This window comes from Allorhizobium pseudoryzae (assembly GCF_011046245.1).
Classification (GTDB): Bacteria; Pseudomonadota; Alphaproteobacteria; order Rhizobiales; family Rhizobiaceae; genus Neorhizobium; species Neorhizobium pseudoryzae.
In genome coordinates this window covers 148393-164282 of the sequence record NZ_CP049241.1, presented here as the reverse complement: position 1 = coordinate 164282, position 15890 = coordinate 148393, and the positions used below count along the sequence as shown (strand labels likewise).

Annotated in this window: 16 protein-coding genes; 5 read left to right on the top strand and 11 right to left on the bottom strand. The window is 64.9% G+C overall.

Features of this window, described 5'->3' with window-relative positions:
• Nucleotides 1–156: 156 nt before the first annotated feature.
• The gene (locus G6N78_RS00975) at nucleotides 157–903 is read right to left on the bottom strand and encodes a phosphoadenylyl-sulfate reductase (RefSeq protein ID WP_165214702.1); all 747 of its coding nucleotides are present in this window, start codon (nucleotides 901–903) and stop codon (nucleotides 157–159) included.
• A gap of 455 nt (nucleotides 904–1358) precedes the next feature.
• Between G6N78_RS00975 and G6N78_RS00970 the strand changes: the two genes are divergently transcribed.
• The gene (locus G6N78_RS00970) at nucleotides 1359–2642 is read left to right on the top strand and encodes a phosphatidylglycerol lysyltransferase domain-containing protein (protein WP_234905845.1); all 1284 of its coding nucleotides are present in this window, start codon (nucleotides 1359–1361) and stop codon (nucleotides 2640–2642) included.
• Nucleotides 2639–4009 carry a virulence factor family protein gene (locus G6N78_RS00965; RefSeq protein WP_234905844.1) on the top strand — a complete coding sequence of 457 codons (1371 nt, stop codon included), beginning with the start codon at nucleotides 2639–2641 and terminating at the stop codon, nucleotides 4007–4009. Before G6N78_RS00970 ends, G6N78_RS00965 begins: the two co-directional genes overlap by 4 nt.
• Before the next feature lie 137 nt (nucleotides 4010–4146).
• Here the strand turns inward: G6N78_RS00965 and G6N78_RS00960 are convergent, their stop codons facing one another.
• From G6N78_RS00960 to G6N78_RS00920, 9 genes are all read right to left on the bottom strand, one after another.
• On the bottom strand, nucleotides 4147–5460 hold the full coding sequence (locus G6N78_RS00960) for a TRAP transporter large permease (RefSeq protein ID WP_165214696.1): 1314 nt from the start codon (nucleotides 5458–5460) through the stop codon (nucleotides 4147–4149).
• Nucleotides 5460–5999, bottom strand: a complete 540-nt coding sequence (locus G6N78_RS00955) for a TRAP transporter small permease (RefSeq protein WP_165214693.1) — start codon at nucleotides 5997–5999, stop codon at nucleotides 5460–5462. The genes G6N78_RS00960 and G6N78_RS00955 overlap by 1 nt, the downstream gene beginning before the upstream one ends.
• Nucleotides 6000–6077: 78 nt before the next feature.
• Nucleotides 6078–7112 (bottom strand): TRAP transporter substrate-binding protein, encoded by a 1035-nt coding sequence (locus G6N78_RS00950; RefSeq protein WP_165214691.1) that lies wholly within the window; start codon nucleotides 7110–7112, stop codon nucleotides 6078–6080.
• 273 nt (nucleotides 7113–7385) lie between these two features.
• A complete protein-coding gene (locus G6N78_RS00945; protein ID WP_165214689.1) occupies nucleotides 7386–8729 on the bottom strand; it encodes a chloride channel protein in 1344 nt (447 codons plus the stop codon).
• Nucleotides 8730–8897: 168 nt separating this feature from the next.
• On the bottom strand, nucleotides 8898–10121 hold the full coding sequence (locus G6N78_RS00940) for a DUF1501 domain-containing protein (RefSeq protein WP_165221097.1): 1224 nt from the start codon (nucleotides 10119–10121) through the stop codon (nucleotides 8898–8900).
• Between the two features lie 17 nt (nucleotides 10122–10138).
• Entirely contained in the window at nucleotides 10139–11608 is a 1470-nt protein-coding gene (locus G6N78_RS00935) for a DUF1800 domain-containing protein (RefSeq protein ID WP_165214687.1), read from the bottom strand.
• 79 nt (nucleotides 11609–11687) lie between these two features.
• Entirely contained in the window at nucleotides 11688–12137 is a 450-nt protein-coding gene (locus tag G6N78_RS00930; RefSeq protein WP_165214685.1) for a periplasmic heavy metal sensor, read from the bottom strand.
• Nucleotides 12134–12448, bottom strand: a complete 315-nt coding sequence (locus G6N78_RS00925) for a hypothetical protein (protein ID WP_165214683.1) — start codon at nucleotides 12446–12448, stop codon at nucleotides 12134–12136. The genes G6N78_RS00930 and G6N78_RS00925 overlap by 4 nt, the downstream gene beginning before the upstream one ends.
• Nucleotides 12441–13034, bottom strand: a complete 594-nt coding sequence (locus tag G6N78_RS00920) for an RNA polymerase sigma factor (RefSeq protein ID WP_165214681.1) — start codon at nucleotides 13032–13034, stop codon at nucleotides 12441–12443. Before G6N78_RS00920 ends, G6N78_RS00925 begins: the two co-directional genes overlap by 8 nt.
• Nucleotides 13035–13146: 112 nt before the next feature.
• Here G6N78_RS00920 and G6N78_RS00915 point away from each other — a divergent pair, with 112 nt between their 5' ends.
• Nucleotides 13147–13368, top strand: a complete 222-nt coding sequence (locus G6N78_RS00915) for a ribbon-helix-helix domain-containing protein (RefSeq protein WP_165214679.1) — start codon at nucleotides 13147–13149, stop codon at nucleotides 13366–13368.
• A gap of 54 nt (nucleotides 13369–13422) precedes the next feature.
• Here G6N78_RS00915 and betA read toward each other — a convergent pair whose 3' ends face one another.
• A complete protein-coding gene (betA, locus tag G6N78_RS00910) occupies nucleotides 13423–15078 on the bottom strand; it encodes a choline dehydrogenase (RefSeq protein ID WP_165214677.1) in 1656 nt (551 codons plus the stop codon).
• Nucleotides 15079–15173: 95 nt separating this feature from the next.
• Here betA and G6N78_RS00905 point away from each other — a divergent pair, with 95 nt between their 5' ends.
• Nucleotides 15174–15419, top strand: coding sequence for a type II toxin-antitoxin system RelE family toxin (locus tag G6N78_RS00905; protein WP_165214655.1), 246 nt, complete (start codon nucleotides 15174–15176; stop codon nucleotides 15417–15419).
• A gap of 6 nt (nucleotides 15420–15425) precedes the next feature.
• Complete coding sequence (locus tag G6N78_RS00900) at nucleotides 15426–15776, top strand: helix-turn-helix domain-containing protein (protein WP_165214652.1); 351 nt, start codon at nucleotides 15426–15428, stop codon at nucleotides 15774–15776.
• Nucleotides 15777–15890 lie beyond the last annotated feature (114 nt).

Genomic DNA, 15890 nt, shown 5'->3' with positions numbered 1-15890 from the left:
TGGTCCTGTGCCGCGCCTCGGGCGGCGTGCCTGTCGTGTGCCCCTCATCCGGCTGCCGCCACCTTCTCCCCGCAGGCGGGGAGAAGGGATCCAGCCGCGACCTTTCCGTTCCCTCTCCCCGCTGGCGGGGAGAGGGCCAGGGTGAGGGGCAACCGGTCAACGCGCCGGCGCGATAATCGAGGAAGCGGCGGGTTCGGGCACATGCAGGCCGCATTCGCGCTTCTCGTCGTTTTCCCACCACCAGCGGCCGGCGCGTTCGCTCTCGCCGGGCTTGATGGCCCGCGTGCACGGCTCGCAGCCGATCGAGGGATAGCCCCGGGCGTGCAGCGGGTTGATCGGGATTTCCTCCGCCGCCACATGCGCGCGGATCGTCTCGATGTCCCAGTCGGCCAGCGGGTTGATCTTCAGGAGATTGCGTTCCGCGTCCCATTCGGCAAACGGCGTTGCGGCGCGATTGCCCGACTGTCCGCGGCGAAGCCCGGTGATCCAGATCTCGGCGCCCGCCAGAGCCTCGGCGAGAGGCTTCAGCTTGCGCACATGACAGCAGGCGTGGCGCGCTTCGACGCTGTCGTAGAACCCGTTGAGGCCATATTCGGCGGCATAGGCATCGATATCGCGCTGCTGCGGGCGAAACCGGCGGATCGAAAGGGTATAGCGCTCTTCCGTGGCACCGATGAGGGACACCGTTTCCATGAACAGCCGCCCGGTCTCCAGCGTCGCGACCTCGATCGGCAGGCGATGCGTGCCGATGGCGGCAGTGATCACCTGATCTTCGATGCCGAGCGAGGTGGTGAACACGGCGCGGCCAAGGCTTGCGGCCAGTGAAAGACGGCCGGCAAGCGCAAGGCCGGCCAGTTCCGCGTCGAGCGACGCAATCTCATGGGGCGTCTGATGCTGTGTCATGGGCAGGGGTTCCGTCAGTCCAGGAGTTCTCCCGTTATCCCACGCTCTGCCCCGTGGAGACAGAAACAGCGGTTTGAACAGAGCGAAGGGCGGAGCAAATATCTCTCGAAAACCGGCGGGACTTGAAAAAACGCTCAATTGTGTCACTGATGCGCAGCGAAAGAGGGGATGCACGCCGGAGGGGGCTCGGGGCGTGCGCATGTCGTCAGGCTGTCATGGCTGGAGTCTATGGAAACCGTGCGCAATGGTTGCGGCGACCCGCCGTGCCGGGTGCCTTGCCGGAAACGGCATCACGCCCAATCACGCCCCGTGCCGGCTTCACGGATTGGAAACCTTGCAGCTTACCGCTTCCTTCACAGACCTGTGAGATAAGCTTCAGCCCATGCACATGCCTTATAGCCCAGGATCGAGCTTCAACCGGACGTGTTATGGACATCCTTTCTGCTGACCGTGATATGATCGCGCCCACGACCTTTGCCGCGCCGCCATCGCGCCTTGCCGCGCACCTTGCCGATCTCGCCCACCGCGTGAGACCGGGCAGCAGCATCTTCGGTTTCACCAGCCTGCTGGCCGTGGCAAGCGTGCTCTTCGTGTACCTCTTCATGGAGGAGGCACTTCTGGCGCTGCGTCTGTGGAGAGCTCCGGCCATCGGCGAGACGGCGGGTGCGACCATATCGTTCACGCTGATCGCGGGTGCCTGGGCCGGCCGCCGTTTCGTGCGCCCCCTGCGCCGCCGCCGGTCTGGCGTCAGTGCGATGGATCTGGAAAAGGCCATCGAGATCCTGCGGGCGCAGGGCAATGCCAGCGCCGGCCTCGTGCGGCTGGGCGACAAGCAACTCCTGTTTTCCGAGGCCGGTGATGCCTTCATCATGTTCGGCACCCGTGGCCAGTCGCAGATCGCGCTGTTTGATCCTGTCGGGCCGAAGGAGGCCTGGCATGACCTGGTGCTGAAATTCGTGGCGGATGCCAAGCGGCACGGCCGGCGGGCGGTCTTCTACCAGGTCTCGCCGGATTTCCTGCCGATTGCCGTCGAGGCAGGCCTGAAACCCTACAAGCTCGGCGAACAGGCGATCGTTGATCTCCGGAAGTTTTCGCTGCAGGGTGGGGAATGGCTGAAGCTGCGCCGTTCGATCAATCGTGCCGAACGTGATGGGCTCGAATTTTCCCTGGTTTCACCCTGTGAGGTGCCGAGGATCCTCGGCGAACTGCGTGGCGTCTCCGATGCCTGGCTTGCCGCACACAATGCCGCGGAAAAGGGCTTTTCGCTCGGCACCTTCCGCGATGCCTATGTGGTGGCACAATCGGTGGCCGTCATCCGCATGGAAGGCCGCATCGTCGCCTTTGCCTCGATCATGACCGCGCCTGCGGGCGGTGACGCCTTCATCGATCTGATGCGTCACGTTCCCGGCACCCACCGCGGCATGATGGACCTTCTCTTCGTCAAGATCATGGAGCGGCTGAAGGCGGACGGTTTCCTGACGCTCAACATGGGCATGGCGCCGCTCGCCGGCCTGCCGAACGGCGACTACGCGCCGCTCTGGAACCAGATCGGCCGACAGGTCTTCGAACACGGCGAGCGCTTCTACAATTTCCGGGGCGTGCTGGCCTTCAAGTCCAAGTTCGACCCGAAATGGGAATCCCGCTATCTCGTCGTCGGCGGCTCCGGCCTGCCGCTGGCGTCCCTGCTGGACGTCACGATGCTGATCGGCGGCGGGATCAAAGGCATCCTGCGCCGATGATGGGCCGGCTTCTTCTCGCATCGAGCCTGCTGGCCGGTCTCCTGGGGGCTACCCCCGGTCTCGCCAGCGATGAGTATGCGACGAAGACGCTGCCGACCACACATCTCGCGCTGCCCGCGGAGACACCGGAAGCCGTGATCCTGCTGATTTCAGACGGCGATGGCTGGACGGCGGATGAGGTTGCCGAGACGGAGCACCTGCTCGCCCGCAAGGCCGCCGTGATCGGCGTGGATCTGCATGAATGGTATGCCCGTCTGAGCGCCGCGCCGACCGTCGATTGCCACTATCTCGTATCCGATATCGAATCCCTCAGCCAGCAGATCCACCGCCGGGCGGGGATCGAAACCTATCGGGCGCCGGTCGTTGCCGGCATCGGTGACGGGGCAGCGCTGGCACTGGCGATTGCCGCCCAGACACCGGCCGCCACCATCGATGAGACGCTCGCGGTCGACCCGACAGCCGTCATTCCGCTGACCCCGGTGCTCTGCACGCCGGCGCCAAAGACACCGGCACCCGGCGGCACCATCTACGGCCTGACGCCCGGTGCGCTGCCGAACCCGGTGACGATCGATCTCGGCGACAGCGCCCCGCCGGAAGGTGGCGCGCTGGCGGCCGCGTTGAAGGCCAGCCATCCGGACGTCGAGGTGGCGGAGGGCGGCGCAGCCCCCGCCTTCCAGCGGCTGGCGGCGCGGCTTGACCGCACCCTGGACCGCCTGCAGGGCGCCCACACGCCGCTCGACCTGCCGATCGTGCCGATGGAGACCCGGCCGCTCTTCGAGACGATGGCGATCATCTATTCCGGTGATGGCGGCTGGCGCGATATCGACAAGAAACTCGCCACCTCTCTGCAGCAGGACGGCGTGCCGGTGGTCGGCGTCGATGCGCTGCGGTATTTCTGGCGCGAACGAAGCCCGGACGAGACCGCCGCTGATCTCGCCAGGATCATCGATACCTATCGCAAACGCTGGCGGGTCAAGCACGTGGCGCTGATCGGTTATTCCTTCGGCGCCAACATTCTGCCGGCAACGCTCAAACGCCTGCCGAAGGCTGAGGCCGACCGCGTGTCGCTGGTCTCCCTGCTGGCGCTTGGCCACCAGGCGGATTTCCAGATCTCGGTGATGGGCTGGCTGGGTGTTGCCGGTGCCGGCAAGCACGGAGATCCGGTCGAGGATCTGAAGAGCCTCAAGACGGATCTCGTCCAGTGCGTCTACGGCCAGAAAGAAGTGGACACCGCCTGTCCGGCCGTCAGGTCCCTTCCCGGCGCCGAGGTGATCGAACGGCCGGGCGGCCATCATTTCGACGGCAATTACAAGGTCATCGCCGACGCCATCCTCGCCCGCATCCGCCGCACCGCGGCGATGGATTGAGGCGAAGGCTCGTCACGATCGACGAAACGGTATCAGGTCATTCAGCCTTCGCTGGCGCTCGTGGCGCCCCAGAGAACGCAAAAAGCGCGCCCGGCAGGGGCGCGCTTCCGCAAAGTCATCGGCGATGATGTGAGCCGTCAGCTGATCAGGAAGATCGAGATGATCGGAAAGCTGGTCAGGATCACGATCCGCACCAGATCCGCGGTGACGAAGGGAACGACCCCCTTGTAGGTGTCGCGCACCGGCACCTCGCGCGCCATCGCCGATATGATGAAGAGATTGAGCCCCACCGGTGGCGTGATCATGCCGATTTCGGCCACCATCAGCACCAGGATGCCGAACCAGATGGCGAACTGTTCCGGGGTCAGGCCATAATCCATAGCGGTCACAATCGGGAAGAAGATCGGCACGGTGAGCACGATCATCGACAGCGAATCCATGATGCAGCCGAAAATGATGTAGAGCACCAGGATGATGATCAGCACCGTCATCGGCGAAAAGCCCTGCGCCGTCACCCATTCGGCTCCGACCTGCGGCAGGCGCGAAAAGGCGATGAAGGAGTTGAACACCGAGGCACCGAGCACGATGAAGAAGATCATGCCGGTGGAGACCGCCGTTTCCTTGAAGCAGTCGAGCAGCGACTTGCGGTCGAGCCCGCCATTCACCCAGGCGACGAGGCCGGTGCCCGCAGCACCGACGGCCGCGGCCTGGGTTGGCGTGAACCAGCCGAGATAGATGCCGCCGACAACGAGGAAGAAGATCAACGCCACCGGCCAGACGGCGATCAGCGCCGGAATGCGGTCCTTCCAGGGTAGGCGCGGGGCCTGCCCCGCCGATTCCGGCTTCAGCCGCACATAGATGGCAATCACGATGAGGTAGGAGAGTGCCGCGATGATGCCGGGCACGAAGGCGGCGAGGAAGAGCTTGGCGATGTTCTGTTCGGTGAGGATCGCGTAGATGACCAGCACGACTGAAGGCGGGATCAGGATGCCGAGCGTGCCGCCGGCGGCAAGGGCTGCGGTGGAAAGCCCGCCCGCATAACCGTGGCGGCGCAGTTCCGGCAGCGCCACCTGCGCCATGGTCGCAGCGGTTGCGAGCGAGGAGCCGCAGATCGAGCCGAAACCGGCAGAGGCACCGATCGCCGCCATCGCGACGCCACCCTTGCGGTGGCCGACGAAGGCGGCGGCGGCGTTGAACAGCGCCTGGCTCATGCCGCCGCGCGCCGCGAATTGTCCCATCAGCAGGAACAAGGGCACGATGGAGAGCGAATAATTGGCATAGGTCGCCCAGGTGAGCGATTTCATCTGCGCGAGGATCGGCGTCCAGCGGCCGAGCACCAGATAGACGCCGATCGTGCCGACGCCCAGCATGGCAGCGCCGATCGGCACGCGCAGGAAGATGAGAAGGATCAGGACGGGAAAGGACCAGAGTCCGATTTCAATGCTGCTCATCAGTGAACTCCGACAGACGCGACGATGGCGTTGCCATGGCGAATGTCGCGCAGGTCAGCCAGAATGACAAAAAGACAGGTGACGAGGTTGGCGACGAGCAGGACAAGCGCGATCGCATAACCCCACCAGAGGGGAATGAGCAGCAGCGGCGTCGTTTCGCCATTGCCGAGCTTGTCCATGAAGCCGATGGCATGACGCCAGGTGAGCAGCGCGATCAGCGCGGTGATGACGATGTCGCCGACAAGCTGTGTCCAGTTCATTGCCTTCGTCCCGAAGGCGCTGATCAGCAAATCGACGCCGACATGGCCGCGACGCAACTGGCAGAACGGCAGGAAGGCGAAGACGGCGAGCCCGCACAGCGCCTCGACCACTTCGATTTCACCCGGAATGGGCTCCACGGTGAGCGATCCCATGATGGAAAGACCGGTCAGGACGCTGGCGCTGACGAGGCAGAGCCCGCCGAGCGCGACGAGCGCAGTGGCCAGGCCGTTGGTAAAGCGTCCGAAACGATCAAGGGCAGTCGGGTGATCGGTTGCCATTGCGGCACATCCTCGCATCGATAGAAAAATCCAGGCGACCTGCGTCTCCGCACGTCGCCTGGATGTCTCGGGAAGAAGTTACTTCGAGTATTGCGCGATGAGAGCCACCGCATCCTTGTAGAGGCCGGTGCCGTCGAGGCCCTTGGCGTCCATGTCGGCGATCCACTTCTTGGTCACGGCTTCGCCCTGCGCCTTCCACTTGGCGGTTTCGGCCTCGTCGAGCGTGATCGTGGTGTTGCCGGCCTTGTCGGCCAATTCCTGGCCGCGCTTGTCGCCAGCATCCATGGCCTGGCCGAACAGACGGGCCAGATCCTTGCCGGAATTGGCGTCGATGATCTTCTTCAGATCATCCGGCATGGCATCGTAGCTGTCCTTGTTCATCGCAAAGAAGAAGGTGCCGGTGTAAAGGCCGTTCTTGCCGGTGAACTGTGTGTGGTTGGGCGCCAGTTCCGCGATCTTGATCGAGGGTGTCACTTCCCACGGAACGACGGTGCCGTCGATGACGCTCTTCGACAGCGATTCCGGCACGGCGGTGACCGGCATGCCGATCGGAGCGGCGCCCATCGCTTCCAGCATCTGGTTGACGACCTTGGAGGTGCCGCGCAGCTTCAGGCCCTTCATGTCGGCGAGCGACTTGATCGGCTTGGAGGCGATGGTGTGCAGAATGCCGGGACCGTGCGTGTGGACGGCGAGCACGTGGTAGTCCTTCAGCTCATCCTTCAGGTGCTTTTCATAATAATCCTGGAAGGCGACCGAGGTGGCTTCCGCCGTCGTCACCATGAAGGGCAGTTCGAAGGCTTCCGACTTCGGGAAACGGCCCGGCGTATAACCGAACAGTGTCCAGGTCAGATCCACCACGCCGTCCTTCACCTGGTCCACCAGATCGGACGGGCGACCGCCAAGCTGCATGGACGGGTAAAGCTCGACGACGATGCGGCCCTTGGATTCGGCTTCCACCTTCTTCGCCCAGGGTTCGAGAACCTTGGCCGGAATGGTTGCCTGCGGCGGCAGCATCTGGTGCAGTTTCAAGGTGACATCTGCGGCAAAAGCCGAGACGCCGGACATCATCAAGGCGACACCGGAAATTCCGGCCAGCATAAGATTGCGCAACATGTTCTCCTCCCATCGCGCCAGCATTGATATGTAAAGACCGAAGACCGGCAATCCCCGCAAACATCGTGACACAGCGCGCGCTGTTCCCGCGTCCCCCGGAATGCCACGCTCCTCTACTCGCAGTCTTCCATGACGGTTATGCTTACAGAAGCGGATAAAGCCCGCAAATAAAAATTGGCATGGCATGCATAACCATATGATTATGACAGATAGCGTTCTCCGACGCCGAACGCCCGCATCTGTGGGCTTTCGCGGTGGATCTCGGACCTCCGCTCAGGCCCGGGCGGTGTCCTCATGGCGTTTGGCCCGCAGCGCCTGGGCGAGGAAGGTTCGCGACAGGCCGTGATAGAGCGGTTCCGGCGAGAGAAGGCGCGAGGTCACATAACCGATCATCGAGGCGGCCATGATCGGGATGACGGAGCCCTGGTTGCCGGTCATCTCGATGATGATGACGAAGGCCGTCATCGGCGCCTGCACCACGCCGGCAAAATAGCCGGCCATGCCAAGCACCGCGCCAAGCGCGATACTGCCGCCGATCAGGTCTGCCAGCGTGCCGCCCAGGCTGACACCGACCGTCAGCGACGGCGCGAAGATTCCGCCCGGAATGCCCGATGCCATCGACAGGAAGGTGGAGAGAAATTTCTCGACAAACAGAAGCGGCGAGGGGGTCTGCCCTTCGAGGATCGCCCGCGACTGCTCGTAGCCGGTGCCGAAGGTGTCGCCGCCCGACAGAATGCCGATCACCGCGACCGCAAGGCCGGCGACGGCGGCAGCCGCGACCATGCGCTTCAGCGGCGCCGGCTGCGCGAACCGGCGAAGCCGCTTGGCCGCCTCCAGCGCGCCGGCGCTGAAGAGCGCGCCGAGCGCCCCCCCGGCAAGCCCGCAGACCGGAACCAGCAGCCAGTCGGACGTCGCGACGGCGGCGACGTTCGTTTCGCCGAAATAGGTGTAGCTGCCGACAAGGCCAAGGGCGGCCAGACCGGAGAGGATCACCGCCGTCAGCACCAGCCCGTTGGCGCGTGATTCGAAGGTGCGGCTCATCTCTTCGATCGCAAACACGATGCCGGCCAGCGGCGTGTTGAAGGCGGCGGCAATGCCGGCGGCAGAGCCCGCCAGGATGAGGCCGCGCGCCTGCGCCATGCCACCGATGCGCCCGCTCGCCAGCATGATCGCAGCCCCCACCTGCACCGTCGGTCCCTCGCGGCCGATCGAGGCGCCACAGAACAGCCCGACGATGGTGAGAAGCACCTTTCCGGCGGCAATCTTCAAGGAGAGCAGCAGCCCGCGCGAGGTCTCGTCATGCAGATGGCGCGCCGCAATCGCCTGCGGAATGCCGCTGCCTTGCGAATTGGGAAAGAAGCGGATCGACAGATAGGCACAGAGCGCAAACCCTGCCGGCGTCAACAGCAGCGGCAGCAGGAAACTGACCTCGGAAGTGCCCAAGAGGCCGCGAAAAAGGTGCTGCGCATGGTCGGCCGCCGCCGCAAATCCAACGCTGACGACGCCAATCGCAATCGCCCCGATCCAGAAGACGATCCGCGGTTTCCACACCGTCCAGGATCCGCGCATCACGCGGGAACGGCGAAAGACCTTGGAGCGGCGGGAACGAGCAGGCATCAGAAACATCCGGGCAGAAATCGACAGGCGGCGGGCTTCCCCCCTGTAAACGCCTTTTGCGCCGCGCCATCAACCCGCAGGCCGGAATTTCCTTGCAAAGCGCAAGAAAAAGCCGGCCCGCCGCGGAGGTCTTGCGGACGGGCCGGAAAGCCGTCGTTTCCCCGATCGCTAGACCAGCAGCCCCTTCATCGGCTGGACGGCGCCCGAACCCGGAAACACCGCTTCGGCCAGATGTTTGGCATCGGCACCGAGAAGATCGGTGGCAATGCCCTTGATCACGGCGCGCAGGTCCGTGGTGGCGGCAAGGTCGCGGCCTTCGTAAAGCTGGTTGTCCTTCAGCCCCGGCCAGTCGGCGATCACCCGCCCGCCGCGCACGGCGCCGCCGGCGAGGAAAGCCGTGGTTGCGGTGCCGTGGTCGGTGCCCTCCGTGCCGTTGATGCGGGCCGTGCGGCCGAATTCGGTCGCGACCAGCACCACCGTATCCTTCCAGGCCGGCCCCATCTCCTGCTCGAAGGCGGCAAAGGCGCGGTCGAGGCCGGAGAGAAGCTTGGAAAGCCGCTCGGTCTCCTGCGCATGCGTGTCCCAGCCTTCGAAGGCAAGCGCTGCGATGCGCGGTCCTTCCTCGTTCGCAAGCAATCTGGCCGCGCCGCGGGCCATCTGCTCCATGCCGTTCGGGTCCCCCGGGCCGCCCTTCGCCTTCATGTCGATGCCCGACGCGATCCGCCCGGTCTCGATGCCCTCTTTCAGGAGTTCGGCGAGCAGCGGGTCGGTGCGGCCATAGAGATCCATCAGCCGTGGCGGCAGGTCGCCATCCGCCTGCCTCAGCACCGAAGGCGCCCAGCCGAGAAGCGGCGCCGGCCCTCGGATGACGAGCGGAGCGGTGGCGCCGACGGACAATCCACGCACCCGCTCGGTGGCGCCGGGCGCGATCTTGTCGCCTGCCGGCAGGCCTTGCAGCAGGCGGTTCAGCCAGCCGTTTTCCACGTGGCCGGGGGTCGAATAGCCGCTTTCCAGCACGTCCTGTCCGTCGAAATGCGACCGCTCGCGATAGGGCGTGGCGCTGGCATGGATGACGGCCGCCTGCTTGGCCTGGTAGAGCCGGTGGAAATTCGGCATCGACGGATGCAGCGCGAAAAACCCGTCGAGCGGCAGGGCCGGCTGGTTGCCGTCCGTGGCGAGCGCAATCGACTGCCGCAGGCCCTCATAACCCGGATCGCCGACCGGCGGCACGGCGGTCAGCCCATCCAACGCGCCGCGCAGGATGATCGTCACGAAGCGCGGATCGCGTCCTTGCGCGGCCGTCGCGAACTTCGGCATGAAGGCCCAGGCAAACAGGGCTCCGGAAGCGCCCAGCACGGCGCGGCGGGTAGGGGTTAAAAGTTCGCAGGACATTTCACGGGACATGGGCGTCAGCTCCTCACGAATTCGGGGGCAAGAAAGGCGAGCGACAGGCCCTGCGGCCGTGTCTCGGCGCGCGAGATCGCCTGCAGGGTGTCGTCCGACAGAAGCGGGCCGAACCGGTCTCCGGCAAAAGCGCGCGGATCGATATTGCCCGCCACCTGATGAGCAAAGAGATTGGCCGCCTCGATGCGGGTGGCGAGGCCCTCCGAGGAGGCCCAGCCGTCCGCCACGTCGGAAAAGCCGTTCGGTCCGGCGGGGTCCCACATCGGTTGGCCGAGCGCCTTCAGGGTGGAGAGGATCTGCTGTGGTTTCGGGCGGACACCGGACGCGCGCAGCATGGCGGTCACGTATTGCAGCGGCGGGCGCAGTTTCGTCAGCGCCGGGTTCCAGGCTTCCTCCGCCGACAGCATCGCCAGATAGACGGCGGAGAGATCGCCATCGGTTTTCGTGTAGGCGGCGGCCATGGCCGCCACCAGGGCCGGCGGCGGCTGATCCGAGATGAAATGCCGGGCGAGCTTGAAGGCGAGATGCCGGGCGGTGGCGGGGTGGCGGGCGAGATCGCGCAGCACGGCGCGGCCCTGCTCGAACCCGCCATCGGCATAGGTCACACCCATCACCGTCTGGTCGCCCGGCTCGTGCGCATTGGCATTGAAGAAGAACTCGCCCTGCGGCCCCGGCTTGTTCTCCTTGCGGAACACCGTCCAGCCGGTGATGATCCGCGCGAACGCGGTCACGTCCGCCTGGGTGTAGCCGCCATCGACGCCGAGCGTGTGCAGTTCCAGAATTTCGCGGGCGAGGTTTTCGTTCAGCCCCCGCTTGCCGTTCTTGTTGGCGGCGGAATTCGGCCCGATCGACTGGCGGTTGTCGAGGAAGACCAGCATGGCCGGATGGGTTTCCACCGCCACCAGCATGTCCTCGAAGCGCCCGAAGAGATGCGGGCGGATCGCCTCGCGCTCGAAACAGCCGGCCAGGATGTGCACCTCGCCGCCCTTGCCGGTGGCAATGGCAAAGTGGTTCGCAAAGAACATCGCCAGCCGCTCGCCAAACCCGATCAGCGGCTCGTGGATCGTGCCGTTGAACCGGGCATCCACCTCGTCGAGCAGGATCTGCTGCGGCAGATAGGGGCGCTTGTCCGCCGGGCGGGCACTCATGCCCTTGCCGTCTGGAGCCTTGTCCGGACCCGCCATCGGTCCAGCCGAAGGACCGGCCGCCGCTGGAGCGGAGGTGGGCTCCACGGCGGCCGGCAGCGGGCGCGCACGCTCCGCTTTCACCTGATCCTGATACTCATAAAGGGCAAGAAGAAGGTCGCCGGAGGAGCGAAGCGTGCCGCCGCTTGGGGTTGGCACGGCCTTTTCGGTGATTTCCTGCATCAGGAGATCGCGCGGAGCCTCCTTGATCGCCGCGAGACTGCCCTGTTGCGCGCCGAGCCCGAAGCGCCAGAGCGCCAGCGCTGCATCCAGATCCTTGGGGTTTGCCATGACCGATACGACCTCCGTTTCATCGTGATCGGTCCTTCAACGGAAGGGGCTGGGCCAATCCGTCGCTTGGCGAATGTGATCATTTCGTGGCAGGACGCGGCGCCTCGCGGCCGATCAACCCATCGGCCAGCCGCCGGCGCTCGTCGGTGGAGAGGGTGGCGGCAAACGCCACTGCGCGTTCTTCGACGGCCGCCCGCACCGCCATCTCCGCCGTGCGGGCGCGGGCCAGAGCATCGGACAGCGCCGCTGCATCGAAATCCGGCTTGCCCATCAGGGCGGCAGCCTCGACCCGTGCCTGGCGCGCCTCAAGCTGGGTGGAGCGGACGGCCCGCCGCGCCTCCGTCAGCGCCTGCTGCAGCGCTTTTCGCTGGGCTGCCGGCAGCTGCTCACCGGCCAGCGGCAGGCGCTGCGCCGTCTGGCGCGTCTCGCCGGACAGATAGAAAACCCCGCCGCCGATCACGGCTGCCAGAAGAAAGGTGTTGACGACGAGCAGCCCCAGCACGAGCCTGCGAAACGACTGGTCGGTCATTGGATCTCCCCGATCTCGGTCAGCTGGGCCTCGGTCGCAACGGTACCGAAGGCGGTTTCGAGCGGCTCGGACAGCTGGAAACCGCTGCTGGGCGACAGCACCATCACCGCCGCCGCGCCGGAAAGCGCCCCCGCCAGGCCCACGCCGATCAGGCCGGCACCCGTCAGCCATCGCCAGATCCGCGCCCGCCGTTGCGTCAGCCGCACGCCATCGGCCAGAATGCGGCCGGTGAGCGCGCTGTCCGGCGCCGGAACCGTGTGGCGCGACAGCAGCCTATCCAGCTGCGCCTCGCGATGTCCGTTCTCATTCATCTTTGCCATCTCCCAGCAAGAGGCTCTGCAACATGCGCCGCCCGCGCGACAAAAGGCTTTCCAGCGCATCGACGCTGACCGCCATCACCGAGGCGGCCTCGCGGTTCGACAGCTCCTGATAATAGACCAGAATGATCGCCTCCCGCTGCCGCGGCGCAAGGTTTTGCAAGGCAAGCTCCACGCGCCGGCTGTCGCCGTCCTCGGTCAGCCCGGCATCGGGCAGCGGACCAGGGTCCACCTGTTCGGGCAGGTCGTCGGTCATCACATCCCGCCGCTTGCGCAAACGGTCGTAACAGAGGTTGAGCGCCACCCGGTGCGCCCAGGTATCGAATTTCGCCCGCCCGGCCTGCCAGCGGCCCGCCTGTTTCCAGATCCTAAAGAATGTCTCCTGCGCCACGTCCTCGGCCTCCGCCCGGTCGCCCAGCATGCGCTGCGAAAGCGCCAGAAGTCGCGGCAGCTTTGCCGCTACCAGCGCCCGCATGGCCGCCTCGTCGCCTGCCGCCACGCGCCGCAGGAGATCGGCATCCGGATCGGAATGAGACTCGTTTTCAAGAGGATGCAGCTCGATCTTCTCCCGGCGGATCATGACGTTCAGTGATGACTTCAACCTTGAACGGCGATGAGATGCAAATCCGTCGGTTTCTGTGACACAATAACGATATGGGATATATTTATGCCGTATATCGCAAGGAGACCCTATGCGAACCCTGATCGATCTTGAGGACACGGCGGTGGCAGCCCTCGACCGGCTGGCGAGGGAGGAGCGTGTCTCCCGCAGCGCACTCATTCGTGAAGCGGTGGCCGATCTTTTGCAGCGGCGGGAAAAACCCTGCGTCGCAGTCGCATTCGGCCTTTGGGCTGATGCCGATCAGCAAGCGGAGGGTACATCCTATCAGCGGTCTCTCCGGGAGGAATGGTGAAGGATCTGCCGCCGTCCGATCCCGGCATCCGCACTCCCTATCGCCTCTGAGCCTCTACCGGTCGCTCATCTCCCAGCGCGGATTGATCCACGGTTCCTGATTGCTGCGGGGCAGGGGATCGCGGCTGAGAATATGGTCGGCGGCCTTTTCGCCGGTCATGATCGAGGGGCCGTTCAGGTTGCCATAGGTCACATGCGGGAAGATGGAGGAGTCCGCCACCCGCAGCCCCTCGACGCCGATGACCTTGCAGGTCGGGTCCACAACGGCCAGGGGATCATCGGCACGCCCCATCTTGCAGGTGCCGCAGGGATGGTAGGCGCCTTCCAGGTGTTCGCGAAGGTAAGCGTCGATCTCGTCGTCGCTCTGCACGGTTTCGCCCGGCGCGATCTCGCTTTCGCGGTAGGGATCAAACGCCTTCTGGGCAAAGATCTCGCGGGTGACGCGCACCGCGTGGCGGAATTTCACCCAGTCTTCCGGATCGCTCATATAGTTGAAGCGCAAGACCGGCGCCTCCTTCACGTCCGGCGAGCGCAGGGTCACCGATCCGCGCGACTTCGACATGTTGTAGCCCACGTGGGCCTGGAAACCGTGACCTTCGGCGGACGACTTTCCGTCATACGACACCGCGATCGGCAGGAAGTGATACTGGATGTCCGGCCATCTGACGCCGGCGCTCGAGCGGATGAAGGCGGCCGCCTCGAACTGGTTGGAGGTGCCAAGCCCTGTTTTCGTCAACAGCCACTGTGCGCCCACCACGCCCTTCCAGAACCAGTTGTTCTTGGCATGCAGGGTGATCGGCAGCTTCGACTTGAACTGATGGTAATATTCGAGATGATCCTGCAGGTTTTGTCCGACGCCCGGCCGGTCGGCCACCACGTCGATGCCCATCGCCTGCAGATGGGCCGACGGCCCGATGCCGGACAGCATCAGAAGTTTTGGCGAGTTGAAGGCAGACGCCGCCACGATCACCTCGCGGTTCGCCCGGATCACTTCGATCTCACCGTTTCTCTCCACCTCGACGCCCACGGCGCGGGTGCCCTCCATGACGATCCTGCGGGCAAAACAGCGGATCAGCCGGCAGTTCTCGCGCTTCAGCGCCGGCTTGAGATAGGCGTTGGCGGTGGACCAGCGACGGCCCGCCCAGCTCGTCTGCTCCATCAGGCCGAAACCCTCTTGCTGGCTGCCGTTATAATCGTCCGTCACCGGAAATCCGGCCTGCCGCCCCGCCTCAATGAAGGCGCGGTAGAGCGGGTTCTTCACCGTGCCGCGCCGCACATGCATCGGGCCATCCGTGCCGCGCCAGCCCTCTTCGCCGCCATGGGCATGCTCCATGCGCTTGAAGTAGGGCAGCACGTCCGCATAGGCCCAGCCGGTGGCTCCCATCTCTTCCCAGCGGTTGAAATCCTCCGCATGGCCGCGCACATAGACCATGCCGTTGATCGACGACGAGCCGCCGATCACCTTGCCGCGCGGCGCGATCATCCGCCGGTTGTTCAGATGCGGCTCGGGCTCGGAGAGATAACCCCAGTTGTATCGCTCCATGTTCATCGGAAAGGCAAGCGCTGCCGGCATCTGCACGAAGGGCCCTATATCCGAGCCGCCTAATTCCAGCACGATGACCGAGCTTTTGCCGTCTTCCGACAGGCGATAGGCCATGGCAGCGCCCGCGGAACCGGAACCGATGATGACGAAATCTGCGTTCTGCGTCATGGAGGAAATCCAGTGATGTAGGGGATGGAGTGACAGAAGTATCGCGATGCGCTATAACGGAGCGCGTCGATATCGCTGGGGGCGACGGTGGGGCGATGAAGGAAGTCGTGGTGTCGCAGCGCGCCGACAAGGCGCTTCAGAACATGCAGCCCAAACGTCGTTTGGCGATCCTGGCGAAGGTGAAAGCCTATGCGCGAGGCGAACGGGTCGACATCAAGAAGTTGAAAGGGCTGGAGCTCTGGCGCATCCGGGTTGGCAACGACCGCGTCATCATCGATGATCAGGGCGGGATTGTGCTTGTCGTGCCCGCTGGACCGCGCGGCAGCATCTACAAGGAGTGAAGGATCATGGGACGCGTGCAGAAGATCGAAATCGAAGGTAAATCTTATGTCTTGCTGAGCGAAGAAGACTATGAAGACCTTGTGGACGGTCTCGAAGCAAGCGCCGTGCTGGCCAAGGTCGCTGACGGCCAGGAAGTCTGGCCCCTGGAGATCGTCGAAGCCCGTGCCAATGGCGAAAACCCTGTTCGTGTATTCCGCACCTACCGCAAGATGTCCGTCTCCGAGCTTGCGGCGGCGGCCGCCATCTCCCAGCCCTACCTCTCCGAAATCGAAAGCGGCAAGAAGACCGGCTCCGTCGATGTGCTGAAGCGCATCGCGGCGGCATTGAAGGTGGATCTCGACGACATCGTGCGGTGAGGGGTCGGGGGCGACGGAACGATTTTGCCCCGCCGCTCCCTCACCCGGCCTCCGCTCCGCTCGGCCACCCTCTCCCCGAGGGGAGAGGAGCAGTCGCAGGCGTGGCCGCGTTCG

Coding starts and splice junctions, on each gene's coding strand:
- G6N78_RS00975 (WP_165214702.1), bottom strand. CDS start 903: ATGACACAGCATCAGACGCCCCATGAGATTGCGTCGCTCGACGCGGAA.
- G6N78_RS00970 (WP_234905845.1), top strand. CDS start 1,359: ATGATCGCGCCCACGACCTTTGCCGCGCCGCCATCGCGCCTTGCCGCG.
- G6N78_RS00965 (WP_234905844.1), top strand. CDS start 2,639: ATGATGGGCCGGCTTCTTCTCGCATCGAGCCTGCTGGCCGGTCTCCTG.
- G6N78_RS00960 (WP_165214696.1), bottom strand. CDS start 5,460: ATGAGCAGCATTGAAATCGGACTCTGGTCCTTTCCCGTCCTGATCCTT.
- G6N78_RS00955 (WP_165214693.1), bottom strand. CDS start 5,999: ATGGCAACCGATCACCCGACTGCCCTTGATCGTTTCGGACGCTTTACC.
- G6N78_RS00950 (WP_165214691.1), bottom strand. CDS start 7,112: ATGTTGCGCAATCTTATGCTGGCCGGAATTTCCGGTGTCGCCTTGATG.
- G6N78_RS00945 (WP_165214689.1), bottom strand. CDS start 8,729: ATGCCTGCTCGTTCCCGCCGCTCCAAGGTCTTTCGCCGTTCCCGCGTG.
- G6N78_RS00940 (WP_165221097.1), bottom strand. CDS start 10,121: ATGTCCTGCGAACTTTTAACCCCTACCCGCCGCGCCGTGCTGGGCGCT.
- G6N78_RS00935 (WP_165214687.1), bottom strand. CDS start 11,608: ATGGCAAACCCCAAGGATCTGGATGCAGCGCTGGCGCTCTGGCGCTTC.
- G6N78_RS00930 (WP_165214685.1), bottom strand. CDS start 12,137: ATGACCGACCAGTCGTTTCGCAGGCTCGTGCTGGGGCTGCTCGTCGTC.
- G6N78_RS00925 (WP_165214683.1), bottom strand. CDS start 12,448: ATGAATGAGAACGGACATCGCGAGGCGCAGCTGGATAGGCTGCTGTCG.
- G6N78_RS00920 (WP_165214681.1), bottom strand. CDS start 13,034: ATGATCCGCCGGGAGAAGATCGAGCTGCATCCTCTTGAAAACGAGTCT.
- G6N78_RS00915 (WP_165214679.1), top strand. CDS start 13,147: ATGCGAACCCTGATCGATCTTGAGGACACGGCGGTGGCAGCCCTCGAC.
- betA (WP_165214677.1), bottom strand. CDS start 15,078: ATGACGCAGAACGCAGATTTCGTCATCATCGGTTCCGGTTCCGCGGGC.
- G6N78_RS00905 (WP_165214655.1), top strand. CDS start 15,174: ATGAAGGAAGTCGTGGTGTCGCAGCGCGCCGACAAGGCGCTTCAGAAC.
- G6N78_RS00900 (WP_165214652.1), top strand. CDS start 15,426: ATGGGACGCGTGCAGAAGATCGAAATCGAAGGTAAATCTTATGTCTTG.